The sequence below is a fragment of the Nocardia sp. NPDC055050 genome, from assembly GCF_053608345.1.
On record NZ_JBSGVG010000026.1, the window covers coordinates 73,448 to 99,065 of the forward strand.

Annotated in this window: 26 protein-coding genes and 2 pseudogenes; 18 read left to right on the forward strand and 10 right to left on the reverse strand. The window is 68.9% G+C overall.

Features of this window, described 5'->3' with window-relative positions; genetic code table 11:
• Positions 1 to 31: 31 nt before the first annotated feature.
• Positions 32 to 907: a phage shock envelope stress response protein PspM gene (gene pspM, locus ACWGCN_RS24365; RefSeq protein ID WP_452460068.1), complete on the forward strand. Its 876-nt coding sequence runs from the start codon at positions 32 to 34 to the stop codon at positions 905 to 907.
• Between the two features lie 67 nt (positions 908 to 974).
• Here pspM and ACWGCN_RS24370 read toward each other — a convergent pair whose 3' ends face one another.
• The 8 genes from ACWGCN_RS24370 to ACWGCN_RS24405 form a co-directional block, all read right to left on the reverse strand.
• Positions 975 to 2,468 (reverse strand): carboxylesterase/lipase family protein, encoded by a 1,494-nt coding sequence (locus tag ACWGCN_RS24370; RefSeq protein WP_449967468.1) that lies wholly within the window; start codon positions 2,466 to 2,468, stop codon positions 975 to 977.
• A gap of 68 nt (positions 2,469 to 2,536) precedes the next feature.
• The gene (locus ACWGCN_RS24375) at positions 2,537 to 3,232 is read right to left on the reverse strand and encodes a maleylpyruvate isomerase family mycothiol-dependent enzyme (RefSeq protein ID WP_452460069.1); all 696 of its coding nucleotides are present in this window, start codon (positions 3,230 to 3,232) and stop codon (positions 2,537 to 2,539) included.
• Between the two features lie 100 nt (positions 3,233 to 3,332).
• Positions 3,333 to 4,082 (reverse strand): GntR family transcriptional regulator, encoded by a 750-nt coding sequence (locus ACWGCN_RS24380; RefSeq protein WP_449967462.1) that lies wholly within the window; start codon positions 4,080 to 4,082, stop codon positions 3,333 to 3,335.
• Between the two features lie 19 nt (positions 4,083 to 4,101).
• Positions 4,102 to 5,316, reverse strand: coding sequence for a M20 family metallopeptidase (locus ACWGCN_RS24385; RefSeq protein WP_452460070.1), 1,215 nt, complete (start codon positions 5,314 to 5,316; stop codon positions 4,102 to 4,104).
• On the reverse strand, positions 5,313 to 6,320 hold the full coding sequence (locus ACWGCN_RS24390; RefSeq protein ID WP_452460071.1) for an asparaginase: 1,008 nt from the start codon (positions 6,318 to 6,320) through the stop codon (positions 5,313 to 5,315). Before ACWGCN_RS24390 ends, ACWGCN_RS24385 begins: the two co-directional genes overlap by 4 nt.
• Positions 6,317 to 7,279 carry an ABC transporter substrate-binding protein gene (locus ACWGCN_RS24395; protein ID WP_452460072.1) on the reverse strand — a complete coding sequence of 321 codons (963 nt, stop codon included), beginning with the start codon at positions 7,277 to 7,279 and terminating at the stop codon, positions 6,317 to 6,319. The genes ACWGCN_RS24390 and ACWGCN_RS24395 overlap by 4 nt, the downstream gene beginning before the upstream one ends.
• Before the next feature lie 40 nt (positions 7,280 to 7,319).
• A complete protein-coding gene (locus ACWGCN_RS24400; RefSeq protein WP_452460073.1) occupies positions 7,320 to 8,093 on the reverse strand; it encodes an ABC transporter ATP-binding protein in 774 nt (257 codons plus the stop codon).
• Positions 8,090 to 8,842 carry an ABC transporter permease gene (locus tag ACWGCN_RS24405; RefSeq protein WP_387442387.1) on the reverse strand — a complete coding sequence of 251 codons (753 nt, stop codon included), beginning with the start codon at positions 8,840 to 8,842 and terminating at the stop codon, positions 8,090 to 8,092. The genes ACWGCN_RS24400 and ACWGCN_RS24405 overlap by 4 nt, the downstream gene beginning before the upstream one ends.
• Positions 8,843 to 9,243: 401 nt before the next feature.
• Here ACWGCN_RS24405 and ACWGCN_RS24410 point away from each other — a divergent pair, with 401 nt between their 5' ends.
• Together ACWGCN_RS24410 and ACWGCN_RS24415 are read left to right on the forward strand one after the other, a co-directional pair.
• A complete protein-coding gene (locus ACWGCN_RS24410) occupies positions 9,244 to 9,411 on the forward strand; it encodes a hypothetical protein (protein ID WP_358072878.1) in 168 nt (55 codons plus the stop codon).
• Between the two features lie 23 nt (positions 9,412 to 9,434).
• Positions 9,435 to 10,145: a PIG-L deacetylase family protein gene (locus tag ACWGCN_RS24415; protein WP_378988511.1), complete on the forward strand. Its 711-nt coding sequence runs from the start codon at positions 9,435 to 9,437 to the stop codon at positions 10,143 to 10,145.
• A gap of 56 nt (positions 10,146 to 10,201) precedes the next feature.
• Here ACWGCN_RS24415 and ACWGCN_RS24420 read toward each other — a convergent pair whose 3' ends face one another.
• Positions 10,202 to 10,759 carry an HD domain-containing protein gene (locus ACWGCN_RS24420; protein ID WP_452460074.1) on the reverse strand — a complete coding sequence of 186 codons (558 nt, stop codon included), beginning with the start codon at positions 10,757 to 10,759 and terminating at the stop codon, positions 10,202 to 10,204.
• Positions 10,760 to 10,878: 119 nt separating this feature from the next.
• Between ACWGCN_RS24420 and ACWGCN_RS24425 the strand changes: the two genes are divergently transcribed.
• From ACWGCN_RS24425 to ACWGCN_RS24435, 3 genes are all read left to right on the forward strand, one after another.
• Entirely contained in the window at positions 10,879 to 12,030 is a 1,152-nt protein-coding gene (locus ACWGCN_RS24425) for a glycosyltransferase (protein ID WP_378988515.1), read from the forward strand.
• A gap of 229 nt (positions 12,031 to 12,259) precedes the next feature.
• Entirely contained in the window at positions 12,260 to 12,451 is a 192-nt protein-coding gene (locus ACWGCN_RS24430) for a DUF3046 domain-containing protein (protein ID WP_062988054.1), read from the forward strand.
• A 7-nt stretch (positions 12,452 to 12,458) separates the two neighbouring features.
• A complete protein-coding gene (locus tag ACWGCN_RS24435) occupies positions 12,459 to 13,679 on the forward strand; it encodes a phosphotransferase (protein ID WP_378988517.1) in 1,221 nt (406 codons plus the stop codon).
• A gap of 11 nt (positions 13,680 to 13,690) precedes the next feature.
• Here ACWGCN_RS24435 and ACWGCN_RS24440 read toward each other — a convergent pair whose 3' ends face one another.
• Positions 13,691 to 14,206, reverse strand: coding sequence for a CGNR zinc finger domain-containing protein (locus ACWGCN_RS24440; protein ID WP_449967436.1), 516 nt, complete (start codon positions 14,204 to 14,206; stop codon positions 13,691 to 13,693).
• Positions 14,207 to 14,335: 129 nt separating this feature from the next.
• Here ACWGCN_RS24440 and ACWGCN_RS24445 point away from each other — a divergent pair, with 129 nt between their 5' ends.
• The 12 genes and pseudogenes from ACWGCN_RS24445 to ACWGCN_RS24500 all read left to right on the forward strand — a co-directional run bounded on the left by ACWGCN_RS24445 (position 14,336) and on the right by ACWGCN_RS24500 (position 25,580).
• Positions 14,336 to 14,797 (forward strand): VOC family protein, encoded by a 462-nt coding sequence (locus ACWGCN_RS24445; protein ID WP_387442396.1) that lies wholly within the window; start codon positions 14,336 to 14,338, stop codon positions 14,795 to 14,797.
• Positions 14,798 to 14,835: 38 nt separating this feature from the next.
• On the forward strand, positions 14,836 to 15,717 hold the full coding sequence (locus tag ACWGCN_RS24450) for a pyridoxamine 5'-phosphate oxidase family protein (protein WP_378988523.1): 882 nt from the start codon (positions 14,836 to 14,838) through the stop codon (positions 15,715 to 15,717).
• Between the two features lie 19 nt (positions 15,718 to 15,736).
• Complete coding sequence (locus ACWGCN_RS24455; RefSeq protein ID WP_378988526.1) at positions 15,737 to 16,186, forward strand: nuclear transport factor 2 family protein; 450 nt, start codon at positions 15,737 to 15,739, stop codon at positions 16,184 to 16,186.
• Positions 16,187 to 16,358: 172 nt separating this feature from the next.
• On the forward strand, positions 16,359 to 17,396 hold the full coding sequence (gene recA / locus ACWGCN_RS24460; protein ID WP_067460620.1) for a recombinase RecA: 1,038 nt from the start codon (positions 16,359 to 16,361) through the stop codon (positions 17,394 to 17,396).
• A 508-nt stretch (positions 17,397 to 17,904) separates the two neighbouring features.
• Positions 17,905 to 18,351 (forward strand): annotated as a pseudogene (locus tag ACWGCN_RS24465) (regulatory protein RecX); the annotation flags it as partial.
• A 216-nt stretch (positions 18,352 to 18,567) separates the two neighbouring features.
• Positions 18,568 to 18,726 (forward strand): annotated as a pseudogene (locus ACWGCN_RS24470) (recombination regulator RecX); the annotation flags it as partial.
• A 205-nt stretch (positions 18,727 to 18,931) separates the two neighbouring features.
• Entirely contained in the window at positions 18,932 to 19,582 is a 651-nt protein-coding gene (locus tag ACWGCN_RS24475) for an ABC transporter permease (protein WP_378628265.1), read from the forward strand.
• A complete protein-coding gene (locus ACWGCN_RS24480) occupies positions 19,575 to 20,744 on the forward strand; it encodes an ABC transporter ATP-binding protein (RefSeq protein ID WP_452460360.1) in 1,170 nt (389 codons plus the stop codon). The genes ACWGCN_RS24475 and ACWGCN_RS24480 overlap by 8 nt, the downstream gene beginning before the upstream one ends.
• A gap of 247 nt (positions 20,745 to 20,991) precedes the next feature.
• Positions 20,992 to 21,765 carry an ABC transporter permease gene (locus ACWGCN_RS24485; RefSeq protein WP_378989117.1) on the forward strand — a complete coding sequence of 258 codons (774 nt, stop codon included), beginning with the start codon at positions 20,992 to 20,994 and terminating at the stop codon, positions 21,763 to 21,765.
• Positions 21,762 to 22,742, forward strand: coding sequence for a glycine betaine ABC transporter substrate-binding protein (locus ACWGCN_RS24490; protein WP_387442403.1), 981 nt, complete (start codon positions 21,762 to 21,764; stop codon positions 22,740 to 22,742). Before ACWGCN_RS24485 ends, ACWGCN_RS24490 begins: the two co-directional genes overlap by 4 nt.
• A 174-nt stretch (positions 22,743 to 22,916) precedes the next feature.
• Positions 22,917 to 23,777, forward strand: coding sequence for a 3-hydroxyacyl-CoA dehydrogenase (locus tag ACWGCN_RS24495; protein WP_452460359.1), 861 nt, complete (start codon positions 22,917 to 22,919; stop codon positions 23,775 to 23,777).
• A 36-nt stretch (positions 23,778 to 23,813) separates the two neighbouring features.
• On the forward strand, positions 23,814 to 25,580 hold the full coding sequence (locus tag ACWGCN_RS24500) for an oleate hydratase (protein ID WP_452460358.1): 1,767 nt from the start codon (positions 23,814 to 23,816) through the stop codon (positions 25,578 to 25,580).
• Positions 25,581 to 25,618: the final 38 nt, after the last annotated feature.

A 25,618-nucleotide genomic window follows, 5' to 3' on the forward strand; every position in this document is an offset into this window, starting at 1 on the left:
GCGGGTGCTCGAGCAGCGGAAGGATGAGGGGATGAACGGCAACAGGCGGCGCGCGCGTGCCGAGATCGTGGATCCGGCGGCGATCGCGCAGGTCGCGGTGGCGGGCTCGATGCCCGCGACGCTGCGGGGGGTCGGTGAGCAGGCGCTGGTCGCGGTGCGGCGTTGGGCCGACCCGCGTGAACGGGAGCTGCGCCGTCGGCGCCGGGTCCGCAGGCGCAGTTTTCAGCTCGGCACCGCCTCCGGTATCACCACGGTCGGCGCGGTCGGTCTTGCCGTGATCTCGGCGCCCGCCTGGGCGGTCGTGGTGATCGGTGGTGGCGCCATCGCCTTCGTCACCGGTACCGCTCTCAGCGCCCGCCGCTACCTGGAGTTGCGCAACAAGCCCTTACCTCAGGCGGCTTTCGTCGCCCGCAAGTCGCCCGGCCTGCGATCGGCCGCGCGCGCCCCTATCCAGCGCCTGATCCGTGCCGAACGGGCGCTCTACGACCTCGGTGCCCAGATCGCGCGCACCCGCCGCCTCCCCGAAGACGAACTGCGCGACCTGCTCGAGACGGCCCGCTCCGGCGCGGCCGCCCTGCACGCGCTCGCCACCGACGTCGTCGCCATGGAACAGGCCGCCGACACCGTCGGCCGCGCCAATCCCGACACCGTCGCGGCGCTGAAAACCACTGTCGCCGGCGTGCTGGCGCGCCTGGAGACCGGTGTGGTCGAGTACGAACAGCTCGTTGCCGCCGCGGCCCGCATCCTCGCGGTTCCCGAGGACTCGGTCCTGGCGTACCAGTTCAACGGCATCGTCGCCGATCTTCGTGAAGCCGCCGACCGCCTCGACGGCTGGGCCCAAGCGCTCACCGAGATGGCCGACCAGGGCCCCGACTTGTTCGCCGGCGGAACGGATTCCGTCCGCTAGCCCCTCTCGGACCATCGCGACTTCCGGTCGGCACGCCGGTTCGGGACGCGGCGTGCCGACCGAAGGGTCAGGCTGGGGCGATGGCCTTGCGCAGGGCCGCGAGTTCGGTGGCGCGGGGATCGGTGACGGTGGCGGACTCGGGGTTGTCGAAGATCCGGACGTTCTTCTCGTCGGTGGTGAACGGGGCCCAGCCGGTGGTGCCGTCGGTGGCGAAAGCGACCCAGGCGGCGTGGATTTCGTCGGCCAGCGCCTGAGGTGGGGTGGGTCCGGTCAGGGTATGGGCGTCGTCGATGGTGTCGAAGACGAACGGGACCTCCAGGACGTGGCAGGCGCCGAGGCCGGGAAGTCCGGTGGGCCACGCGAATTCGTACACATGGGTGGGGACGGTGGCGGCGCAGGCTTCGGCGAAGTCGTAGGTGCCGGAGCGGAAGCTCATGTCGGTGAGGACGGCGTTGAAGATCTCGGCGGGGGTGGCATCCGGGCGCTCTGTCGAATAGACCTGGGCGACAGCGGGATCGATGCCGTAGCGGGTGAGGACGAACGGCAGGGTGTCGGTGGTGATGGCGGCGGCGAGCCCTGCCGGGACGGTGAAGAAGCGGAACTCGTCGGCGGTGGTGCCCGCGATGAGGGGGACCGCGCGATCCGGATGGGCGCGCAGCACCTCCGTCGGCGGGCCCGCGACGATGTCGTCGTCGATCACCGGGAACAGGCTCATGATGCCGCCGCCCAGCTGGATCACCGAGTCGCCCCACCGCTGCGGATCGGGGTCGGTCATCACGGCCAGCGCGACGGCGTTCTGCGCGGTGCGCAACTCGTCCGGACCCAGTTTCCCGAAATCCTGCGCGGTAGGCGAGATTCCGAGCTCGGCGGCCAGCGCGGCCGACACCTTGCGCGCGTCCTCGGGATCGGCGGCGACCGCACCGTTGCCGCTCTGCATGATCGCCCGGCGGAACAGCCCGGCCGTCTGCGGTGCGGCGATCAGCGCCGCCACACTCATCGCGCCGGCGGACTCACCGAAGATCGTCACATTGTCGGGGTCGCCACCGAAGGCGGCGATGTTCTCGCGCACCCAGCGCAAGGCGAAGATCTGGTCGTGCAGACCGCGATTGGACGGTGCGCCCTCGATCTCGGCAAAGCCCGACACCCCGAGCCGGTAGTTGATCCCCACCATCACCACGCCGTCGCGCGCGAAGGCCGAGCCATCGTAGATTGCCCGCGCGTTGGACCCGCGGACGAACGCGCCACCGTGAATCCACACCAGCACCGGTAGACCCGAAGCGGCGGAGTCGGGCGTCCACACGTTCGCGTTGAGGTACTCGTCGCCAGGGATACCGTCACTGCCGATGAGGGCGTGGATCGGCGCGGGATACGGCGTCTGTGCGCAGGTGGCGCCCATTTCGGTCGCGTCTCGCACGCCGTCCCAGGCGGGCGCGGCCTCGGGCAGCTGGAAACGTTTCGGCCCGACCGGCGCCGCCGCGTACGGCACCCCGAGAAAACGGGTGATCCCGGCCTCGGTGTGGCCGCGGATCGCGCCGCTCGTGGTCGTGACGATGGGTTCCATGACAAGTCCTCCTACGCGCGGTGAGCCCCGATTATGGGCGCTTGTCCGGTTCGCCGTCAGTCGTTTGCCTACGGAACGAGCGGTCCGGCGAGTACTCGCTCGCCCGCCGCGCGGTCGCCGTCCCAGGTGAACTCCGGGTCGTCGCCGGATTTGCGTCCCCACAGGGCCAGGAGCAGGTCCGACGCGGTACCCGCCAGCTCGGCTACCGACTCGCCCGGACCGTAGGTCCAGGTGCCGCCGGTATCGGTGGCCCGCAGCCGCAGCGCCACCTCGGGTTCGACCGCCAGGCCGCGGTGGATCATCCGCGGCGCGAACAGTTCGAAGACCTCATCGATGCCGTCGACAGCGAGATCGGCATCGAACGGGTCGGCCTTGCCGAGCGCGTTCTGACCGTCCCACAGGTGCATGAGCGTCTCGTGGGCGCGGCGCCGCCGCCAGAAACCGACGGTGCGTGGCATGGACCGGGTGAAGGTCCAGGCCTCCCGGTTCTCGTCCGCGGACAGCGAGGTCACCATGGCGTCGGCGGTCGACTCGTACCACTCGCGCAGGGCGGCGGGATCTCTCGGCGCGGGCTCGCCCTCGAAATCGCCGCGCAGCTCGGCCACCGCGGTGACCACCCACAGATTGCCCCGCCCGACATGGTCGACGAGGTCGTAGAACGCCCAGTCGCCGCAGGACGGCACCGGCGCGGCCAGATCGGTGTCGGGGGTGATGAGCTCACCGAAGGCGGTGAGCTTCGCACAGAGCAACGCCAAGTAGTCCATGCCGATCACGGTAGCCCGGCACTCGACACGCTGCCGGTCGGCTCTACCGCGAGACGAGGCGGGCCCGGCACCATGGGGCCTTCGGATGTGACGTTCGCCGTCAGGTCGCGGGCGCGGACATGCGCAGGGTGATCCGGTCACCGCGCATCCGGACGAATTCCAGGCAGGCAGGCGAACCGTCGCTGAGCCGTGTCGTGCGCTGCAGAACGAGAAGCGCGCTGCCCGGCGTCACGCCGAGAAGCGCCGCGCAGTGTTCGTCGGCGTTGACCGCGTCGAGGTTGATCGAGACTGTGGTGAGGCGGTCGTCGGCCGCGCGCTCGATCAGCGCGAAGAGGTCTTCGGTTTCCAGATCGGCCTGCAGGAGCGCGGTGCCGATGTCGAGTGGCAGGTAGGTCAGATCCAGGGAGATCGGTTCCCCGTCGACCCGTCGCAGGCGTTCGATGTAGCAGACGTGCGCGCCCGGCTCGAGTCCCAGCGCGGTCGCGACCGCGGTCGGCGGACGCACCTGACCGGCGGTGCGGACCTGGTTGACGACGGTCCCGTGCCCGCGCAGCGAGGCGGCCAGACCCCGGGTGGCGGCGATGGTGTGTTCGAGCTTGGGCCGCCGCACCACCGTGCCGACGCCGGGCAACCGGTCGACCAGTCCTTCGCGCCGCAGGATCTCCAGCGCCTCGCGAATGCTGTTGCGCGACACACTGAATTCGCGCTGCAGGACGGCCTCGGCGGGTAGTTTGGCCGCGACGGCACCCTGGGCGATCTGCTGACGCAGCACGTCGGCGACCTGCCTGGCCCGATCCGAACGCGATCGCCGCCCGGGGTGCGCGCGAATCGGGTCGGGCCGGTGTGTCACGCGCCGAGCATAACCAGCGTCATCCCGGCCGCCGCAGATACCGGCCGACGGCGGCGGCGAGCGCTTCGGCGGCGAACTCCATCGTGGTGATGCCGATGCTCTCGTCGTAGACCGCCCAGCCGTCGTCGCCCGGTCCGAAGGTCACCGCGGGGATGCCCGCGTGCCGGAATCGGATGGTGTCGCAGTAGGCGGGTTTGGTGTAGGTGCGGGCTGGTCCACCGCCTGCGTCGTGATAGCCGGCCCTGAGCGCGGCGACGATCGGTTCGTCGACATCGAGGGGCTCGGTGCCGGGGACGAAGGTCGGTCCCGGCGCGTAGGTGACGTGGACATCGGTGCCCGCCGTCGGGTGGTCGCGGGCGATGTCGGCGATCCGTTGCAGCAGCTCGGCGCGGTTCACCTCGGGCCCGAGCCCGACGACGGCGATCCGGGCCGACGCGGTGAGCGGGGTGAACTGCGCCATTCCGGCCTCGCCCGCGTCGAGCCCGACCACACTGTGTCCCCAGCCCTCGGGGAGTGCGCTCAGGCCGCCGAGCACCGTGAGCAGGGCGTGGGCGGCGTTGATTCCGGTATCGGGTCGCCAGATGTGGCTGGAGCGGCCGCGCACCTCGATGTCGATCAGCGCGTGCCCGGTGTGCTGGGTGGCGATCGCGACGCCGGTCCCCGACTCGTCGGTCCAAGCGGTGGGCTCCACGGTGATGCTCGCGTCCGCGCGCAGCCCGTGTTGCTCGAGCAGGTACAACGCGCCTTCGACGCCGTTGCGTTCCTCGTCGACGGTCAGCGCCACCACCAGGGTGCCCGTCTCGGGCGGTTCGGCGCAGACCCGGGCGACCGCGCTGAGCAAGGTGGCGAGGTTGCCCCGGGTGTCGGAGGTACCGCGCGCGTACACCCGGCCGTCCGCGACCACCGCGCGGAAGGGGTTGTCGCACTTGGTCCACCGGCTCGGTGGACCGGAGGGGTAGGTGTCGAGGTGATCGTTGAGCAGCAGGGTGGGCCCCGGTCCGAATGCCTTGGTGGCGAGCAGATTGGCGCGCGTCGGGGTTCGTCCCACGAGCCGGGTCTCGAAGCCCAGTTCGGTGAGCAGCGGCGCGATCTCCTGCGCGGCCCTGGTCTCCTCGGGTTGTCGGGCAGGCCCGTCGAGACTGTTCTCGCACCAGGGCTGTCCGGCGGGGACCAGCAGTTCGACGAGTTCGGTAAGGCTCAGGGCGGCCAGGCGGGGGGTGTGCACGATGGTCACGTCAGCGACTCCAGATGGTGGATGAGGGCGGACCGCACCGCGTTCGCGGTCAGTCCACGGGACACGGCGACGGTGAGGAAGACCCGCACCTGGTGCGGGGTGATGTGATCGGCGAGCACGATGCCCGCCTCGACGAGTCGTCCACCGCCGCCGCGATAGCCGTAGACCGCGGCGGTGCGGCTGTCGGCGGCACGGGTGGCGACCACGACGAGGGTGCCCGCGGCGGCCAGTTCGATCGCTGTGGAGGCGAGTGCGGGCGGCAGATTCCCGGCCCCGTTGCCCGCGATCACCACCGCGTCGGCGTCCACCGCGACCGCCCGGAGCGCGAGGTCGTCGGCGCCCAGCGCCGCCCCGACCAGCGGGACCCGGGCGATGCGAGCGCCTGGCGGTCCCAGCACCGTCGCCGGCGCGGGCGCCGGGTGCTCGGCCGTGACGACGGCACCCTCCTTCGTGGCCGACGCCGACCGCGCGGCGGGGCCTTTCACCTGACCGAGGGCTGGTCGGCCAGGGGTGGCGAACGCGTCGAGGCCGATGCCTGCCACCTTCTGGACGCCGCGTCCGAGCCAGATCGCCCCGGCGAACGCGACCACCGGTTCGCTCGACACCGGTGTGTCGACGGCAGCGAGGGCGGCCCGCAGATTCGCGACGGCATCGGAACCGGGCTCGCCGCCGGGTTCCATCGAGCCGGTCACCACCACGGGCACGGTCCACGGCCCGGTGTAGGTGAGCCAGGCGGCCACCTCCTCGATGGAATCGGTGCCGGTGGTGACGATCAGCCCGGTGCTGCCACGGTGCTGCGCGGCCGTCATGGCGGCGTGCAGGTCACGCAGGTGATCGAAGTCGACTTCGGAGCCGCCGACCCGAGCCACCTCTACGGCGTCGAGGACAGGATCGCCGCCGAGGAGTCGCGCGACGCCGACGGCATCGAGGGTGGGGACGGCGAGACCGTCGACCAGTCGCATGCTGATGGTCCCGCCGAGAGTGAACAGCGTGGGGGTGCTCATGACTGCGGCAGGGCGCTCGCGTCGAGCAGGCGCGGGTAGTCGGCAGTGGGAACTGCCGGATCGAGATAGTTCTTCGAGCGGGCCCACAGGGCGAGCGCATCGAGATTGCCTGCCAGCTCGGGGCGCAGTTGCAGCGTGAAATCGAACTCGCGCAACACCTTCTCGACCAGGGCGGACGCGAGTTTCGTCGCGTCGGCGACCGCCGCGACGGCGGCCGCGTCGTGCTCGGCGAGCGCGGTGCCCGCCTCGGCGATGGCGTCGAAGAACTTGCGGAACGTCGCGGCCTTCTGCTGGGCGACGCCCGCCTGCGCCAGGTACAGGCTGTGCTGGCGGTACGGGTCGGCGGTCACGTCCAGCTCCACCGCGTCGCCGCCGAGCACTTCGATGGCCTGGGTCTGGTAGGGCTGGAAGATCGAGACGGCGTCCACATCGCCCTTGCTGATCGCGGTGGTGATCGTCGCGGGCGCCACCTGGACCAGTTCGGCCTCGACTCCGGCGCCTGCCAGCGCCTTCGCCGCGAAATAGGCGGCACTGGTGCCCAGCGGCGTGCCGATCTTCTTGCCCGCCAACTGGTTCAGGCTCTCGATGCCGCGCCGGGCGACGATCCGCGACCCCATCCAGCGTGACCCGTCGGCCACCACCCGCAGATCGCCGGACTTGGCCAGCGCGCTGGCGGTCGGGACATCGGCGGCGGTGGTGATGTCGACCTGTCCGCCCTGCAATGCCTGCAGGGCCTGCACACCGGTCGAGAAGTTCACCACTCGCACGGTGACCCCGTGCCGGGTGAAGATGCCGCCCTGCTGAGCGACCGGGATCTGCGCCCACGACGGGTCGACGACGAAACCGACGGTGAGCGTGTCGGTTCCGGTGGTGGCATCACCCACGCACCCGGCCAGTGACAGGGCGGTGGTGGCGGCGACGAGCAGGGCGGCGCAGGCTCTGCGCAGTGATCCGGACATGAGTGACCTCCGAGAGTGGTTCGGTACGAACAGAAGTGGTTCAGTGCGACAGGAGATCGTCTGCTTCGAGCCACAATTCGGCGTGCAGACGGCGACGGAGTGCGCTGTATCCCGGCAACTCGGCGAGCCGGTCGGCGGGACGCGGACGGGGCAGCGGGTTGTCGAACCGGGCCCGGATGGTGCCCGCGCCGAGGATGACGAAATGGTCGGCCAACCGGATCGCCTCGTCCACGTCGTGCGTCACGAACAGCACCGTGCGGCCCGAATTCGCCCATAGCTCGGTCACCAGATCCTGCATGTGCAACCGGGTTTGGGCGTCCAGTGCGGCGAAGGGTTCGTCCATCAGCATCACCTCCGGGTCACCGGCGAGCATCCGGGCGACACCGACTCGCTGGCGCATACCGCCCGACAGTTCGTGCGGTCGGCGGGTGGCGACGTCGGCGGGCAGGTGCACCGCGGCGAGCAGTTCCGCGATCCGTGCGGGCCGTGCCCGCCGCGGCATACCGGCGGCGCCGAGGACGAAGTCCAGGTTGGCGCGCACACTGCTCCAGGGGAACAGCACGTCACGCTGGAACACGACACCGCGTCGTGGCGCCGGTCCGGTGATCGGTACCCCGTTCTCGGTGACCACACCGGAGTCGGGTCGGCGCAGGCCGGCAAAGCAGTCGAGCAGGGTCGATTTGCCGCAGCCGGACGGCCCGACGAGCACGGTGCACGAGCCGGCCGCGACGGTGAGCGAGAGATCGTCGAGGACGGGGGTGTCGCGGCGGGCGAATCCGACGGTGACGCCGCTCGCGGTCAAGGTGAGGCTCATCGTTCTTCCTTGTCCCAGCCGATGAACGGGGCCGCGGCCCGCGCCACCACCTGATCGCACAGCACCCCGAGAACTCCCAGTACGAGCAGGCAGAACAGCATGCGATCGACTTGCGAGAACAGTTGCGCCTGGGCGATGCGATAGCCCAGTCCCTCGGTGGTACCCGCCATTTCCGCGACCACGATCAACACGAATGCGGTGGCGGTACCGACCCGCAATCCGGTGACGATATCGGGAAATGCCTCGGGGAGCACCACCCGAATCAGCGTGCGCCAACGGGAAGCGCCCGCGCAGCGCGCGACTTTCAGGAAATCGGCGGGTGTCGCCGAAAGTCCGGAATGGGTATTGATCCATACCGGGACGAACACACCGAGCGCGATCACGAACTGTTTACTGCCTTCGCCGAGCCCGAACCACAGAATGGCCAGGGGGACCAGCGCGACCGTCGGCACCGGCGCGAACAATCGCAGTACCGGCTGCACGACCAGACGGCCCACCCTGGTGGTGGCGGTGAGCGCGCCCACCGGGATCGCGACCAGCACACCCACCGCGAAACCCCGCACCACCCGGTCGAGGCTGGCCAGTGAATCCGCGCGCAGGGTTCCGTCGCGCCACATCGCGGCGCCGGCCGAGGCGATCTCGTCGAGGCCGGGAAATAATACCGCCGGGAAAATTCCCCACCTTTCGATCGCGGTCCAGATCAGCGCCACGGCGAGAATGCCGATTCCCGCGGTGATTGTCCGAGCCACGGGAACGGAAATCACGGTGAGTGCGTGGCGCCGCGGTGATTCCGCCGTTGATATCCCCGGGGCGGGTATTTCGAGGGTTTCCGTTGTCACGGGCTGTCCCACCTTTCCTGCGTCAGGAATGTTATAGAGCGGCGGTATTACGCCGAGGTGTCCGCGAACAGGTCCGGCGTGCTACGCCACCTGCGCACCCGGGAACCGGCCGATGGCGGGCGCGCGAGAGGACGGATACGCCACCGGATTCACCGTGATCCGAAACGTCGTACCGCTGCGCCCGAGATCTCGGGGTGAACCCTGATCTACACCCGGATATCGGTGCTGACCTGGTGATCTATTGCTCGCCGGGTGGGAGGATCGGAGGAGTCGGATCGCTGGACGGCGGTCGCAGAGGTGAAGGAGTTGTCATGGTCTTGAAAGTCATCGGCATCGTCGTGGTCGCGGTGATCGCGTTCTGGATTCTCGGCGCGCTGATCGAGGCGCTGATGCCCATCCTGGTGATCGGGGCGATCGGCACCGGCGTGTACCTGCTGTACAAGGCGGTGTCGGGGAGCGACAAGACCCCGATCAGTTAGTCGTCTGTGGTTAGCATGGCGGGGTGGAACAGGTACCCGAGGACTGGCAGCGCGGACTGGTGATCGTCGCGCACCCCGACGACATCGAATACGGCGCCGCGGCGGCGGTCGCGCGATGGACGGGGCAGGGCAAGGACATTCGCTACCTGCTCGTCACGCGCGGCGAGGCGGGGATCGCCGGGATGCCGCCCGCGCAGGCCGGGCCGTTGCGGGAGATCGAGGAGATCTCGGGCGCCCGTGAGGTCGGCGTGCACACCGTCGAATTCCTCGACCATTCCGACGGCCGCATCGAGGAAGGTCTCACCCTGCGAAGGGAACTCGCCGCCGCGCTGCGCAGACATCGCCCGGAGATGGTGGTGCTGTTCAACTTCGGCGACACCTGGGCGCCCGGCGTGGTCAACAGTGCCGATCACCGGGCCGTCGGCCGATCGGCGATGGACGCGATCTCCGACGCGGGCAACGAGTGGATCTTCCCCGAAATCGCTGATCTGCCATTGTGGTCGGCGCGGTGGGCCGCCGTGGTCGGTCCCGTGGCCACCCATGCTGTCGACGTGAGCGCTCAGCTGGAGCAGGCGCGCGCGTCGTTGTCGGCGCATCGGCGTTATCTGCAGGTGCTGAGCCCGGTGCCGGTGGAGGAGCAGGTGCGCGAGATCGTCAGCTTCGCCACGGGTCCCAAGGAAGGGTTCCCCGCCGAACACGCCGTCGGGTTCGAACTGTTCACCTTCGGCGGCTGATCAGCGACTCGCGCATCGATGATGTTGCGGTGCAAGGGCACTGGGTGTCGTCGGCGTCAGAGCCGTCGGGCCGCGACGCGCTCGACAAGTGGCCGCCACTCCTGAAGCGGCGCGACCCGTAGGCCGACCACCTTGCCCGCGTCATCGGCCCTTCGCAGCGCCAGGGCCGCGGCGAAGTCGGGGTCCGCGCGGAACGAATCGGTCTCGGTGGGCGTCATCGGGCCGCCCTGTGCGACGAGCGTGCGGTGACTCGAGGCCGACAACCCGGCCGCGTGTGCTGGATCCGTTGCCACCAGAAAGCGTTTCGCGGTCACGTGGAGTTCGATCAGGCGCGCTACCCGGGGGCCGAGCAGCGCACGCACCGCCTCGGCGCCGTGCCTGCCGTGGCCCGCGTCGTCACCGGGGAAAAGTACATGGCCGATGTCGTGCAGCAGACCCGCGACCTGGAGTTCTTCGTCATCGGGGAAGTCGCGGCGGAGCAACTGCGCGCACTGGCGATCGTGATCGAGGATGTCGACCGGGTCGCCGGTGCGGTCCGCGGTGTCCCAGGCGTCGGCGCACCGCTCGAGCAGCGCGAACAGGTCGTCGACGGTGTCGATTCCGGGGTGTCGCACGTGCTCGCTCCTGATGGTGTCGCTCGGACGGATCGGTCTCGCGGCGGTCAAGGTAGCGCAGAAATCGTGGATCGGTCGTCCGAGGTGGGCGGGGTCTGGCGGTATGGCAGGGTGGGCGGATGCGAATAGCTGTGGTGGCCGGGCCCGATCCAGGGCATGCGTTTCCCGCGATCGCGCTGTGCCTGCGATTGCTGGCCGCGGGCGACGAACCCGTGTTGTTCACCGGGCCGAGATGGCTGGATCAGGCGCGCTCGGCGGGGCTCAGCGTGCGCAAGCTCAAGGGTCTCGCGCCGCGCCCCACCGACGACGACGCCGACGCGGGGGCCCGGATCCACGAGCGCGCCGCCCACATCGCTACCGAGAACCTGCCCGAACTCAGCGCGATGCTGCCCGACCTGATCGTCTCCGACGTCCTCACCGCGGGCGGCGGGATGGCGGCCGAACGGCTGGGCCTGCCGTGGGTCGAGTTGTCACCGCACCCGCTCTACCTGCCGTCGAAAGCCTTGCCGCCCATCGGTAGTGGCCTGGCGCCGGGGGAGGGTATGCGTGGCCGGATGCGCGACGGTGTCCTGCGCACGATGACCGCGCGCGCGGTCCGCAACGGACATCGTCAGCGTTCGGCGGCCCGCGAAACCATCGGCCTGCCCGCCGAGGACCCCGGTCCCGCCGCGCGCCTGGTCGCCACCCTGCCCGCGCTGGAGATGGACCGCCCGGACTGGCCTGCCGACACCCACGTCGTCGGGCCGCTGCTGTGGGAACCGACCGATGCCGTGCTTGCGCTGCCCCCCGGCGATGCGCCGTTGGTGATGGTGGCGCCGTCGACCGCGCACACCGGCGTCGCCGATATGGCCGATATCGTCCTGTCCGGCCTGGCCGGACTCGGTGTGCGCGCGGCCATCTCGACCCTCGATACGCCGCCCGCCGATCTTCCCGACTGGGCCACCGCCGGCCTGGGCCGCCAGGACGAACTGCTCACGCACGCCGCGGTCGTCGTCGGTGGTGGTGGCCACGGCCTGCTCGCCAAATCCCTGTCCGCGGGCGTGCCGGTGGTGACCGTCCCCGGCGGCGGTGACCAGTGGGAACTCGCCAATCGGGCGGTGCGACAGGGCAGTTCGGTGCTTGTGCGACCGCTCACGCCCGAGGCGGTCGGTGCCGCGGTGCGTCAGGTACTCGACGACCCCGCCTATGCCGAAGCGGCTCGGCACGCCGCCGCCGGTCTGGCGGAAGTCGAAGACCCGGTCCAGATCTGTCACGACGCCGCGAAGCGGTAGTTCGACCCCGGTCCGGCCGAGTTCGAGGGCCTGGTCCCGGTCTGTCACGACGCTGCGAAAGCGGTAGTTCGCCGCCGGATCCCGTCCGTCGTGCGTCTCTGGGCGTTAGCACAGACGAGTCGGAGAGTGGCCCTGAGCAGGGTGCGCTCGGACGATCCTGGGTGTCGCGACGGAGGTGCGCTGAGCGGGGCCCTGTCGGCTCTGGTCCAGCGCGAGTATCTTGGGCAACGTGCGATTGACCGAATTCCAGGAGCTGATGCACACCGAGTTCGGCGTGGCGCGCGCCGACGCCATGCTGACCGATCACGTGATACCCCAGCTGGGGCGCACGGGGGCGGTGGCGATCGACAATGGTGTCGACCCACGCGACGTCTGGCGGGCGCTGTGTGCCGACTTCGACGTACCTCCGAACCGGTGGTGACCAGGAAATGGCCGTGACAGCGCAGAACCCGGACACGCGACCGTATCGGTTCGACGAGCGGCTGCGGATGATCCCGGTCGACGCCGAAACCCTCGCGGCCAGGGTCGCCCTCGCCGACCCGCACGATTTTCCCGGCCTGCGCAGGCTCGGCATCGCGCTGATGCTGCTGGGGCGCTACGACGAGGCCCTCGACCGGCTCGATCAGGCCCTCGAACTGGCCGACACCGAGCGGCGCCGGATCACCGTCTGGATCAACCTGGCCGATGTCTACCGCTATCACGGCGAGCCGGGGCACGCCGAGATCCTCTACCGCCGGGCGCTGCACGCCAGTCGCGCGCTCGACCCCGAGCTCGTCTCCTTCGCCGCCCACCACCTGGGCAAGTCACTGGCCGAACAGCACCGTCCGCTGGAGGCGCGCGAGCTGCTCAACGAGGCCATGCGGCTGCGGGTGGCCGACGGCGATTCCGAACTCATCGAGTCCACCCGCGCGGCCCTCGACCATCTCGACGAGCTGGCCGTGCCGCTGCCGCCGGTGATCGAGGAGCTCCTCGGGCCGGTGCCGGAGTGGTCCGACGATCACGAGGGCTGTGACGGGAACCTGGTGCGGTCGGGTGAGTACTGGATCAAGCGTGGTCCGCGGGCGGTGGCCGAGCACGCCCGGCTGACGTGGTTGCGTGACAACGGGATCGCGGTGCCGGACGTGGTCGCGTTTGCCGAGGACGTTCTCGTTCTCGCGGATGCCGGTGGATCGCTCGCCGGACAGACCGATCCGGCCGAAGTCGGTGCCCAGATGGGCCGCGCCCTGCGGTCGTTGCACGACCTCCCGGTGCCGAGTTGCCCCTTCGCGGGTGGTCTGGATCTCAGCCTCGCCCGCGCCCACCGCCATGTGGTCGAGGGGTTCGTCGACCCCACGGATTTCGACGACGATCATCGCGACCTCTCACCTGCCGCGATACTCGAGCGCCTGCGGGAGCGGCGCCCGGCCACCGAGGATCTGGTCGTCACGCACGGCGATTTCACGCCGGGCAATGTGCTCACCGGCGGCTTGCTCATCGATGTCGCGACGCTGGGCACCGGCGACCGCTATCGCGATCTGGCGCTGGCCGAGCGCGACCTGGCCGGGGACTTCGGCACCGAGGCGGTCGCGGCGTTCTACACCGCCTACGGCCTGACCGAACCCGACCGCGTCAAGCTCGACTACTACCGGCTGCTCGACGAACTGTTCTGACGAGGCGCTGCTCAGCTGGTCTTGGCGTAGTGGCGTGCGGCCTTGGTGCGGTTGCCGCAGGTCGCCATCGAATGCCAGCGGCGGGTGCCGTTCTTGGACGTGTCGTAGAAGAACAACACGCAGTCGGGATGTGCGCATTGGCGGATCCGCTGCGGTGCCTGCGCGATCAGGTGCAGCAGATTGTCGGCGGCGAGCCAGCCGGGTAGCCACGCCGGGTCGTCGACCTCGGGGATGTCCTGTGGCCCCTCGTCGGTGAGCTCGCGCCGGATTCGCCCGTGGTCGAGGACCCTGTTCAGTGCGGTGTGATCGGCGCGAGTGACGGCGTCGTGCACGGCTGCGCGCGCGGTGTGCAGCGCGGTGAGGGCGTGGTTGTCGGCGGGTACGCGGTCGGCGAGCCCGAGGAGCTCCAGCCAGGTGCGCAGCCCGTCGAGATCGGCGAGCAGGTCGCCGGGTTCGGCGCCCGCCCACCGGGTGTTGAGCAGGTCGAGAGCAGGGGGTTCGCCGGTGTGCGGACGGGGATCGCGCATGCCCGAGGTTATCAACACGCCCCTCCTAACTGTCTAAAAGTATTTCAAGGGTTGACGAAGTGGGTGAGCTCATTCTATGTTCTAACTGTTCAACAACCGATAGGCAGTTAATCATTCCGGGAGGAAACCATGACCACCGTCGCCGCACCTGTGCTCACCACCGGTCATATCGGACTCAACGTCGCCGACCTCGACCGTTCCGTCGACTTCTACCGCCGTGGCCTCGGCTTCGAACAGCTCGGCACCGGCGCCGACGGCGAACAGCGCTGGGCATTCCTCGGCCGGGGCGGTGCGCTGGTGCTCACGCTGTGGCAGCAGAGCAGCGGCGAGTTCTCCACCAGCACGCCGGGCCTGCATCACCTGTCGTTCCAGGTCGACGACGTCGACACAGTGCGGGCCGTCGAGTCGGCGCTGCGCGCGGTCGATGCCGAGTTCTTTCACGACGGGGTGGTCGCCCACGGTGAGGGCGCGTCCTCCGGTGGCATCTTCTTCGCCGATCCCGATGGCATTCGCCTCGAGGTGTTCGCGCCGCTGGGCGCCGATACCGCTCCCGCGCCGGCCGGACCCGCCCCGACGTGCGGATTCTTCTGACCCACGGGCAATTCACGTCGTAGACAGGGAGGGTGAGGATGTTTCACTCCGGAGAACTGGCTGTGCAGCAACGCCTGGGGCAGGCCGACGCGGCTGCTCGCGTCGGCCGTTCGATCCGAACCGGGATTCCGGCGGTCGCCGCGTCCTTCCTGGCCGAGCAGCCGATGGTGGTGCTCGGTGCCGCCGATCCGGCGGGGCGGCTGTGGGCGAGCCCGCTCACCGGTCCCGCCGGGTTCGTGCACGCGATCGATGACGCGACCATCGACATCGACACGCTGCCCGAGACGTCGGATCCGCTCTCGGCGGCGATGGCGGGTGACGTCGACGTCGGGCTGATCGCCCTGCAGCCGCAGCGCCGCAGGCGGATGCGCGTCAACGGTACATCGGTGGTGCGCGACGGTGGACTGCGGATCACCACCGAGCAGGTCTACGCGAACTGCCCGAAGTACATCTCGCGCAGGCAGATTCGGGAGGTGTCCGCCGCCGGGGAGCCCGGCCCGGTGTGGCGTGGCACGGCGCTCACGCCCACCGCGGTCGAGATGGTGGGGGCCGCCGACACCTTCTTCGTCGCCACCGCCGACAGTGACGGGCACGCCGACGCCTCACACCGCGGTGGCAATCCCGGTTTTCTGCAGGTGCTGTCGCCGACCCGGTTGCGCTGGCCGGACTATCGCGGCAACTCGATGTTCATGACGCTGGGCAACCTCGCCGTGCAACCGCGCTGTGGGTTGCTCGTCGCCGACTGGTCGACCGGCGCGCTGCTGCAGCTCACCGGCCGCGCCGAATTAGTCTGGGACAGCGCGGCATTCACTACCGGCGCGCAGTGTGCTGTCGACTTCACCGTCGAGGAGGCGATCGAACGGCCCGGTGCGCTCGCTGTGCGCTGGGGGCCGCCCGAGCTCTCCCCGAACAACCCCTGATCACATCGAAAGGTCTTCCATGCGTCCACCATTGCCACCCTTTGATCTCGACTCCGCGCGCGCGAAGGTGCTCGCCGCCGAAAATGCCTGGAACACCAGGGATCCCGAACGCGTCGCCGCCGCGTACACCGAGGATTCGGTCTGGCGCAACCGCGACGAGTTCTTCACCGGCCATGCCGCGATCGTCGACTTCCTCACCCGCAAATGGTCGGCCGAGAACGGCTACGCGCTGCGCAAGGATCTGTGGGCTTTCCACGACAACCGCATCGCCGTGCGCTTCCAGTACGAATGGCACGACGAATCGGGGCAGTGGTGGCGCAGCTACGGCAACGAGCAATGGGAGTTCGCGGCGGACGGGCGGATGGCACGGCGCGAGGCCAGCATCAACGACGTGCGCATCGAACAGTCGCAGCGGCGGATCTTCGGGCCACGCGCCGAGGGCGACGACTCGGTGCTGCCGCAGCGCTGACGACCGGTATCGCTCCCGGATTGCTGGTCGGAGCGGCTGCTTCGCGTGTTGCCGGGCGCGTCGCTTGACTCGAATGGGTGTTCGACTAACCTGGGCGCCAGAACTTGTCGGTGCCGGCCTCTACTGTGGGCGCCAACCAGAGAGACACTCACCTCGAGAAGGGGCACACATCATGGCACCGCAGGCCTACGATCGCGACAAAGCGCTGGAACTGGCACTGGCGCAGGTGGAGAAGAGCTTCGGTAAGGGTGCGGTCATGCGCCTGGGCGAAGAGACCCGCCAGCCGATCGCGGTCATCCCGACCGGCTCCATCGCGCTCGACGTCGCGCTCGGTATCGGTGGGTTGCCGCGCGGTCGCGTCGTGGAGATCTACGGCCCGGAATCCTCGGGTAAGACCACCGTCGCGCTGCACGCCGTCGCCAACGCCCAGGCCGCGGGCGGTGTCGCCGCCTTCATCGACGCCGAGCACGCCCTCGACCCCGACTACGCCCGCAAGCTGGGCGTCGACACCGACGCGCTGCTGGTCTCCCAGCCCGATACCGGTGAGCAGGCCCTGGAGATCGCCGACATGCTGGTGCGCTCCGGCGCCATCGACATCCTCGTCATCGACTCCGTCGCCGCCCTGGTGCCGCGCGCGGAAATCGAAGGCGAGATGGGCGACAGCCACGTCGGCCTGCAGGCCCGCCTCATGAGCCAGGCGCTGCGCAAGATGACCGGTGCGCTCAGCAACTCCGGCACCACCGCCATCTTCATCAACCAGCTGCGCGAGAAGATCGGCGTCATGTTCGGCTCCCCGGAGACCACCACCGGTGGTAAGGCGCTGAAGTTCTACGCCTCGGTCCGCCTGGACGTGCGCCGCATCGAGACCCTCAAGGACGGCAGCGACGCGGTCGGCAACCGCACCCGCGTGAAGGTGGTCAAGAACAAGGTCGCCCCGCCGTTCAAGCAGGCCGAGTTCGACATCCTCTACGGCCAGGGCATCTCCAAGGAGGGCTCGCTCATCGACATGGGTGTCGAGCACGGCTTCATCCGCAAGTCCGGCTCCTGGTACACCTACGAGGGCGACCAGCTGGGTCAGGGCAAGGAGAACGCCCGCAAGTTCCTGCTGGAGAACACCGACGTGCGCGACGAGGTCGAGAAGAAGATCAAGGAGAAGCTGGGCATCGGTGCCGTCCTGACCGCCGAGGCCGACGCGCCCGCCGACTTCTGAGCCGATGACCACGCCGAGCCCCGGCGGCCACCGCGATTCGGCCGACCCGGTCGAACAGATGCGCAGGCAGCTGGCTCGCCTCGGTATCGAGGTCGAGCCGGAGCCGGTCATACCGCCCGCGGTAAGGCGCGGCAGGGGCACGGCCGATGAACTCGTCCGGTCGGCTCGTGACATACGAGCCGACCCGGACGCGGAGAGGATTCGGTCGGGTGCGGGCGATCCGCAGCGCGCGCACCCGACCGGATTCACCGATGGTGACAAACCACCGCGTTTCGCTGCGCGGGTTGGTGATGATCATGAAGAGTGGGGGAGCGAGGGTCGGCGACGACCCCGCGGCGCACGACGCGAACGCAAGTCCGCGCGGCGCGACGAAGTCTCCCTGTCGACCGTCGTCGGTGGTGACGACGGACGGCAGGCGGATCCGGTGGCGGCCGGATCCCAGCCGGGAGAGCCCGACAGGCGGGCCGGCGCACGCCGGCTCGCCCCGGGCGACCGTCCCGATGCGACCTTGGAGCAGGCCAAGGACGTGTGCCTGCGATTGCTCTCGGTACGTGCTCGCAGCCGCGCGGAATTGGAGAAACGACTCGGCGAGAAGGGCTTCCGTATCGAGGTGACCGAGGCCGCTCTCGAGCGGTTCACCGAAATCGGCCTGATCAACGACGCCTCGTTCGCTGAACAGTGGGTCCACGAACGGCACACCTACTCCGGCCGGGGCAAGAAGGCTCTCCACCGTGAATTGCGCGAGAAGGGTGTCGCCCCGAGCGACGCGGAAGAGGCGTTGTCGATGGTCACCGACGACGCCGAAAACGCTCGCGCCGCCGACCTGGTCCGCCGAAAACTACGCACCCTTCCCCGGGAGATAGAACGCGACAAGGCAGTCCGCCGACTCGTCGGCATGCTGGCCCGCCGCGGCTACGACCAATCCACCGCCTTCGCCGTCGTCACCGCCGAGTTGGACGAAGCGGGGTTCGAACGCACCGCGCCCCGCCCCCCTCATGCTGGCGGCGAGGGGGAGCAGGCGCCGCCTACCGACGCGGCAGGTGGCTCGTGGCAGACACGCCGTTCGCTGTCGCGCGGTGCTGGTTTTTCGGACGCCGACGAAACCGCCGGTGAGACGGACGAAGCGGATAGCGCCCGCCCCTCGCGCCCGGCTCCCGGCGACGAACAGGCCGCGATCGACCTGGTTCGGCGCAAACTCCGTTCCATGCCCGCCGATCTGGACCGCACCAAGGCGACACGACGCCTGGTCGACATGCTCGCCCGCCGCGGCTACAGCTCGTCAACGGCCTTCGCGGTGGTGAAAGCGGAACTGTCGCAGGCGGATCGGTGAGGTCCGCGGAGACAAGCGCCGAACTGCCACGAGGGCGGTACGCGGCGCGTAAGATGATCACGCTCGGCGAAACCTGTTTCAGCGCAGGCTGATTCGCCGCGTCGGTGACGATGCGGATGTGGGGACGAGATGTTTCACCCGGTTCGGGGTGGGAAATCCGGGGAGCAGGGCCGTAGGCGGCCGCCGAACGACGGGGAGGTGGACCCTGGACGCGTTGTGGTCGTTCGTGGTGAACCGGCGGGAGCAATTGCTGGTCGATTCCTATCTGCATGTGTCGGCGGTGGTGCAGTCGCTGGTGCTGGCGACCGTGATCGCGGTGGCACTCGGGATACTCGTGTATCGAAGTCCGCTCGGGTCAGCTGCCGCTACCGCAATGGCGGGGGCGATTCTGACGGTGCCCTCGTTCGCGTTGCTCGGGTTGCTGATTCCGTTTCTCGGGCTCGGCGTCGGGCCCACGATCGTGGCCCTGGTGCTCTACGCGCTGTTGCCGATCCTGCGGAACACGGTGCTCGGGTTGTCGTCGGTGGATCCGGCGGTGACCGATGCCGCGCGCGGTGTCGGGATGAACCGGTTGCGCCTGCTGACCAAGATCGAACTGCCGCTGGCATGGCCGTCCATTCTCACCGGAATGCGGGTCAGCACCCAGATGATCATGGGCATCCTGGCACTGGCGGCCTACGCGAAGGGGCCCGGCCTCGGCAACGTGATCTTCTCCGGACTCTCCCGCCTCGGCAGCCCGAACGCGGTGCCGCAGGCACTCACCGGCACCGTCCTCATCGTCGTGCTCGCACTCGCACTCGACGGCGTCCTGGTTCTGCTCGGACGGCTCACTATCCCGAGGGGAATTCGTGACTGACATCGAAACCACCAACGCGGTACGCGCTTCCGCGGTCTCCGGGGTCGAGATCGTCCTCGACCGGGTCACCAAACGCTATCCCGAGCAGCCCGAACCCGCGGTCGAGGAGGTCTCCATGACCATCCCGGCCGGGGAGATCGTGGTGCTGGTCGGCCCGTCCGGCTGCGGCAAGACCACCACCATGCGCATGATCAACCGGCTGATCGAACCCACCTCGGGCACCGTCACCATCGGCGGCCGCGACGCCGGCGCGATCGACGCCGACGAATTGCGCCGCGGCATCGGCTATTCGATCCAGCAGGCCGGACTGTTCCCGCACATGACCGTCGCCAAGAACATCGCCACGGTGCCCGGCCTGCTCGGCTGGGACCGCCGCCGCACCGCCGAGCGCACCGATGAGATGCTCACCCTCGTCGGCCTCGACCCCGGCACCTACCGCAACCGCTACCCCCGCCAACTCTCCGGTGGACAGCAGCAGCGCGTCGGTGTGGCCAGGGCACTGGCGGCCGACCCGCCGGTCCTGCTGATGGACGAGCCGTTCGGCGCGGTCGACCCGATCACCCGTGGGCTGCTGCAGGACGAATTGCTCCGGCTGCAAAGCGAACTCGGCAAGACCATCGTCTTCGTCACCCACGACTTCGGGGAAGCGGTGAAGCTGGGCGATCGTATCGCCGTCCTCGGCGACCGCTCCCGCATCCTGCAGTACGACACCCCCGCCGCGATCCTGGCGGCCCCCGCCGACGAGACGGTCGCCGGGTTCGTCGGCGCGACCGCCACCATCGACCGCCTCGGCCTCACCGTCCTCGCCGACCTCGACCTGGACCAGGGCATCACCGCCACCGGCGACACCACCCCCGCGGCCTTCACCGCCGCCCTGCGGGACGCGGACCGCGCCTGGGGCATCGTCCTCGACGCCCAGCGCCGCCCGCTCCGGCGAGTGACGACCGGCGAACTCGCCCACGCGGATTCGCCGCGCGACCTCGGCACCCCGATCGGCGCCACCCTCCCCGCCGACGCCACGCTGCAAGACGCGCTGGCCGCGCTGCTCACCGAACGCACCGCTTCCGCCGTCGTCGTCGACAACACCGGGACCTACGCCGGAACCGTCACCGTCGACACCCTCATCAACCACCTCGCCGCCACCGAATCGGCGCCGGCATGACGACCGAATCGCATCGATGGCCGGCCTCCTACGAACCTGCGGTGCCCGCAGGCCGTGCCGCGCATGATCGTGGTCCACACAGGGTGTGCCTGGTTCTCGCCGGCTCGGTGTCGGCGAGCCGAACCAACCAGATCCCGGGTGTCCGTGGTGTCGGAGCACAGTGGTCAGCGCTACGGTCACTGGTCGAATCGGACCGGGTGAGGAGATCGAGATCGTGACGAATTCTGTTGCCACCTCTTCGCGTTCGATCGTCGACGTCCCCGCCGCGACCGCTGCCCCCGCCACCCAGCGTCGCGCGGAATACCTCCGCCTGCTGGCTCAGCCGGTGATCGTGCTGATCCTCACCGTCGGGGTGCTGGTCTGGGCGTTCCGGCGCGATCTCACCGTCACCCAGCAGGCCAGCATCAGCGTGCGCAATGTCGCCCAGGTGACCTGGCAGCACATCTTGATCACGGCGGCGGTCGTGCTGATCGTCGTGGTGCTGGCCGTGCCGCTCGGGACACTGCTCACCAGGCACCGATTCCGCCGTCTGGCCCCGATTTTCGTCGGCATCGCCAATATCGGGGCATCGGCGCCGGCGATCGGCCTGATCGTGCTGTGCTACCTGGTCACCCGCACCACCGGGTTCTGGGTGGGTGTCGCGCCGATCGCGTTCTGCTCGCTGCTGCCGGTGCTGCGCAATACGATCCTGGGCTACCAGGAGGTCGACCCCGCCCTGATAGACGCGGGCCGGGGACAGGGCATGTCGGCGGGACTCGTGTTGCGCCGCATCGAGTTCCCACTCGCGGTGCCCTACATCCTGGCCGGCCTGCGGACTTCGTTGGTGCTGGCCGTCGGCACCGCCACCCTGTCGTTCATGGTGAGTGCGGGTGGACTCGGCATTCTCATCGACACCGGTTACAAACTGCGCGACACCGTGACTCTGACGCTCGGCGCGGTGCTCGCCGTCGCGCTGGCGCTGTTCGTCGACTGGCTGGGCGCGCTGGCCGAACAGTTTCTCGGTCCGAGGGGGTTGCGGTGAGATTCACCGGATTGTTGCGCGGACTGGTCCCGGTGCTGAGCGTCGTGGTGCTCGCGAGTTGCGGTCTGCAGTCGGGCGGTTCGGTGCCGCTGCCCGTGGGACCGGGCAGTATCGAGCCGGTGCCGGAACTCGACGGTGTCGCGGTCACGGTGGGCTCCAAGGACTTCACCGAGGCCAACATCCTCGGCTACATGATCGAATTCGCCTTGACGGCCGCGGGCGCGAATGTGCGTGACCTGACCAATATCCAAGGCTCCAACAGCCTGCGTGACGCGCAACTGAACGGCCAGATCGACATCGCCTACGACTACACCGGCACCGGCTGGATCAACTACCTCGGCAAGGAGAAGCCGATCCCCACCGAGGCGGCGCAGTTCGACGCGGTCCGCGACGCCGACCTGGCCGAACACAACATGGTCTGGGCGGCGATGGCGCCGATGAACAACACCTACGCCCTGGTCACGAGCAAGGGCACCGCCGAGGAAACCGGCGTGCGCACGCTGTCGGACTACGCGAAACTCCTCGCGAAAGATCCCGCTGCGGCGGCCACCTGCGTCGGCACCGAGTTCAACGTCCGCCCGGACGGCTATCCCGGTCTGGCTGCCGCCTACGGGATCGACCCGGGCAAGGCCCAGCGCCAGATCGTCCAGGACGCGCTCGTCTACCAGGCCACCGCCGACGCGAAGCAGTGCCGCTTCGGCTCGGTCGCCGCCACCGACGGCCGCATCCCCGCGCTCGAACTGGTGCTCCTCGAAGACGACAAGGCCTTCTTCCCGAAGTACAACGCGTCGCTGGTCATGCACCGCGATTTCGCCGACGCGCACCCCGAGGTCGTGCAGGTGATGGCACCGATCTCCGCCCGCCTCACCAACGAGGTGATCACCGAACTCAACCGTCAGGTCGACATCGACGGTCGCGAACCCGCCGATGTCGCCCGCGACTGGATGGTCGCCGAGGGCCTCGTCACCGCCGGCTGACCCACTGTGCCGGTTTGCCGAACTGTTACCAGCATCTGCCCGAGATGTCCGGAACGCGTGGGTCGCTCACACCAACGCCTCAGCTTCTCGGTCCATGATGGACTGCGGTAGAGACACCGGAAACCAGGACGCGCAGCGGTGGGGGTGCCCGCGTCCAGACTGGGAGGCTGACGCATGACCATCGAATTCCGCAAGGTGACAGTCCTCGGGACGGGGGTGCTCGGATCCCAGATCGCCTTCCAGACCGCCTTCCACGGGTTCGACGTCACCGCCTACGACATCGACGACGCGGCGCTCACCGCCGCACGCACCCGATTCGATGGACTCGCCGCGGTGTATCAGCAGGACGTGGCAGGCGCCGATGCGAGCAACACCGCGGCGACCGCGGCGGCCATCACACTGACCACCGACCTGGCCACCGCGGCGGCCGAGGCGGACCTCATCATCGAGGCGGTGCCGGAGGTACTCGAGATCAAGCGCGACCTGTACGGCAAGCTCGGTGCGCTCGCACCCGAACGCACCGTGTTCGCGACGAATTCCTCGACCCTGCTGCCCAGCGACATCGTCGACTACACCGGGCGCCCCGATCGGTTCCTGGCGCTGCACTTCGCCAACCACGTCTGGAAGTTCAACACCGCCGAGGTGATGGGCACCGAGCAGACCGATCCGGCGGTGTTCGCGGCCGTGGTGGAGTTCGCGAAAGCGATCGGCATGGTGCCGATCGAATTGCACAAGGAGAAGGCGGGTTACGTCCTCAACTCGCTGCTGGTGCCGTTCCTGAATTCCGGAATCGAGCTCGCCGCGGGCGGATACGCCGAGCCCGCCGCGGTCGACGAGACCTGGCGCATCGCCACCGGCGCACCCATGGGCCCGTTCCAGATCCTCGACATCGTCGGCCTGACCACTCCGTACAACATTCTGATCAACGGCAGCGCCGCCCACAAGAAGCTCGCGGCCTGGCTCAAGGAGAACTACATCGACAAGGGCAAGCTCGGTGCCGCCACCGGAGAGGGGTTCTACCGCTACAGCGCATAGTCCCGCTCGACTTTCCGGAACGGACAGAGGAGACGGATGTACTACAGCAGTGGCAATTACGAAGCGTTCGCCCGGCCGCGCAAACCCGAAGGGGTGGACGCCAAATCGGCCTGGTTCGTCGGTGCCGGGCTGGCCTCGCTCTCCGGCGCGGCGTTCCTCATCAGGGACGGGCAGCTGGCAGCCGACAAGATCACCGTGCTGGAGCGGCTGGCTCTGCCCGGCGGCGCGCTCGACGGCATCAGGGAACCGAAGAAGGGGTTCGTCATTCGTGGCGGGCGCGAGATGGAGAACCACTTCGAATGCCTGTGGGACCTCTATCGTTCGGTGCCGTCGATGGAGATCGAGGGCGCCAGCGTGCTCGACGAGTTCTACTGGCTCAACAAGGACGACCCGAACTTCTCCCTGCAGCGGGCCACCGTGAAACGGGGCCAGGACGCGCACACCGACGGCCTGTTCACGCTCACCGATCGCGCGCAGAAGGACATCGTGAAGGTGTTCCTCGCCACCCGCGAGCAGATGGAGAACAAGCGCATCGACGAGGTGTTCGGCCCGGACTTCCTGGCCAGCAACTTCTGGCTGTACTGGCGCACCATGTTCGCGTTCGAGGAATGGCACAGCGCGCTGGAGATGAAGCTGTACCTGCACCGGTTCATCCACCACATCGGCGGCCTGCCCGACTTCTCCGCGTTGAAGTTCACCAAATACAACCAGTACGAGTCGCTGGTGCTGCCGCTGTACCGGTGGCTGCTCGACCAGGGTGTGCGATTCCGCTTCGACACCGAGGTCACCGACGTCGACTTCGACATCAGCGGGCCGCGCAAGCAGGCCACCCGGCTGCACTGGGTGTCCGAGGGCGTCGAGGGCGGGGTCGACCTGACCGCGGACGACCTGCTGTTCGTCACCATCGGCTCGCTCACCGAGAACTCGAACGAGGGCGATCAGCACACTCCCGCCCGGCTCGACGAGGGACCTGCCCCGGCCTGGGATCTGTGGCGGCGCATCGCCGCCAAGGACCCCGCGTTCGGCCATCCGGAGGTCTTCGGCGGCCACATCCCGGAGACCAAATGGGAGTCGGCCACGGTCACCACCCTCGACGAGCGCATTCCCCGCTACATCCAGAAGATCTGCAAGCGAGACCCGTTCAGCGGCAAAGTGGTCACCGGCGGCATCGTGACGGCGAAGGACTCGTCCTGGCTGATGAGCTGGACGGTGAACCGGCAGCCGCACTTCAAGCAGCAGCCCGCCGATCAGATCGTGGTGTGGGTGTACGCGCTGTTCGTCGATCGGCCCGGCGATTTCGTGAAGAAGTCGATGCAGGACTGCACGGGTGCGGAGATCACCCAGGAATGGCTGTACCACCTGGGTGTTCCCGAAGCCGAGATCCCGGAGATGGCCGCGGACGCCGCGACGTGCGTCCCGGTGATGATGCCGTATGTCACCGCGTTCTTCATGCCGCGCCAGGCCGGTGACCGCCCCGACGTGGTGCCCGCGGGCGCGGTGAACTTCGCCTTCATCGGCCAGTTCGCGGAGACCACCCGCGACTGCATCTTCACCACCGAGTACTCGGTGCGCACCGGTATGGAAGCGGCCTACACGCTGCTCGGTGTCGAGCGGGGAGTGCCGGAGGTCTTCGGCTCCACCTACGACATCCGGTCGCTGCTCGCGGCGACCAGCAAGTTGCGCGACGGCGAGGAGATGAGCCTGCCCGGACCTGAGTTCGTCCGCAATCGACTGCTGAAGAAGCTCGACGACACCGAGATCGGGCCACTGCTGCGCGAATTCGGCCTCATCGGCGAGGACTAGGAAACGACAATCGGGGCCCGATCCGGACGGATCGGGCC

Bases quoted from the DNA above. Each gene is read 5' to 3' on its own strand.
- pspM (WP_452460068.1), top strand. From the start codon at position 32: ATGAACGGCAACAGGCGGCGCGCGCGTGCCGAGATCGTGGATCCGGCG.
- ACWGCN_RS24370 (WP_449967468.1), bottom strand. From the start codon at position 2,468: ATGGAACCCATCGTCACGACCACGAGCGGCGCGATCCGCGGCCACACC.
- ACWGCN_RS24375 (WP_452460069.1), bottom strand. From the start codon at position 3,232: ATGGACTACTTGGCGTTGCTCTGTGCGAAGCTCACCGCCTTCGGTGAG.
- ACWGCN_RS24390 (WP_452460071.1), bottom strand. From the start codon at position 6,320: ATGAGCACCCCCACGCTGTTCACTCTCGGCGGGACCATCAGCATGCGA.
- ACWGCN_RS24395 (WP_452460072.1), bottom strand. From the start codon at position 7,279: ATGTCCGGATCACTGCGCAGAGCCTGCGCCGCCCTGCTCGTCGCCGCC.
- ACWGCN_RS24400 (WP_452460073.1), bottom strand. From the start codon at position 8,093: ATGAGCCTCACCTTGACCGCGAGCGGCGTCACCGTCGGATTCGCCCGC.
- ACWGCN_RS24410 (WP_358072878.1), top strand. From the start codon at position 9,244: ATGGTCTTGAAAGTCATCGGCATCGTCGTGGTCGCGGTGATCGCGTTC.
- ACWGCN_RS24425 (WP_378988515.1), top strand. From the start codon at position 10,879: ATGCGAATAGCTGTGGTGGCCGGGCCCGATCCAGGGCATGCGTTTCCC.
- ACWGCN_RS24435 (WP_378988517.1), top strand. From the start codon at position 12,459: ATGGCCGTGACAGCGCAGAACCCGGACACGCGACCGTATCGGTTCGAC.
- ACWGCN_RS24440 (WP_449967436.1), bottom strand. From the start codon at position 14,206: ATGCGCGATCCCCGTCCGCACACCGGCGAACCCCCTGCTCTCGACCTG.
- ACWGCN_RS24445 (WP_387442396.1), top strand. From the start codon at position 14,336: ATGACCACCGTCGCCGCACCTGTGCTCACCACCGGTCATATCGGACTC.
- ACWGCN_RS24450 (WP_378988523.1), top strand. From the start codon at position 14,836: ATGTTTCACTCCGGAGAACTGGCTGTGCAGCAACGCCTGGGGCAGGCC.
- ACWGCN_RS24455 (WP_378988526.1), top strand. From the start codon at position 15,737: ATGCGTCCACCATTGCCACCCTTTGATCTCGACTCCGCGCGCGCGAAG.
- recA (WP_067460620.1), top strand. From the start codon at position 16,359: ATGGCACCGCAGGCCTACGATCGCGACAAAGCGCTGGAACTGGCACTG.
- ACWGCN_RS24495 (WP_452460359.1), top strand. From the start codon at position 22,917: ATGACCATCGAATTCCGCAAGGTGACAGTCCTCGGGACGGGGGTGCTC.
- ACWGCN_RS24500 (WP_452460358.1), top strand. From the start codon at position 23,814: ATGTACTACAGCAGTGGCAATTACGAAGCGTTCGCCCGGCCGCGCAAA.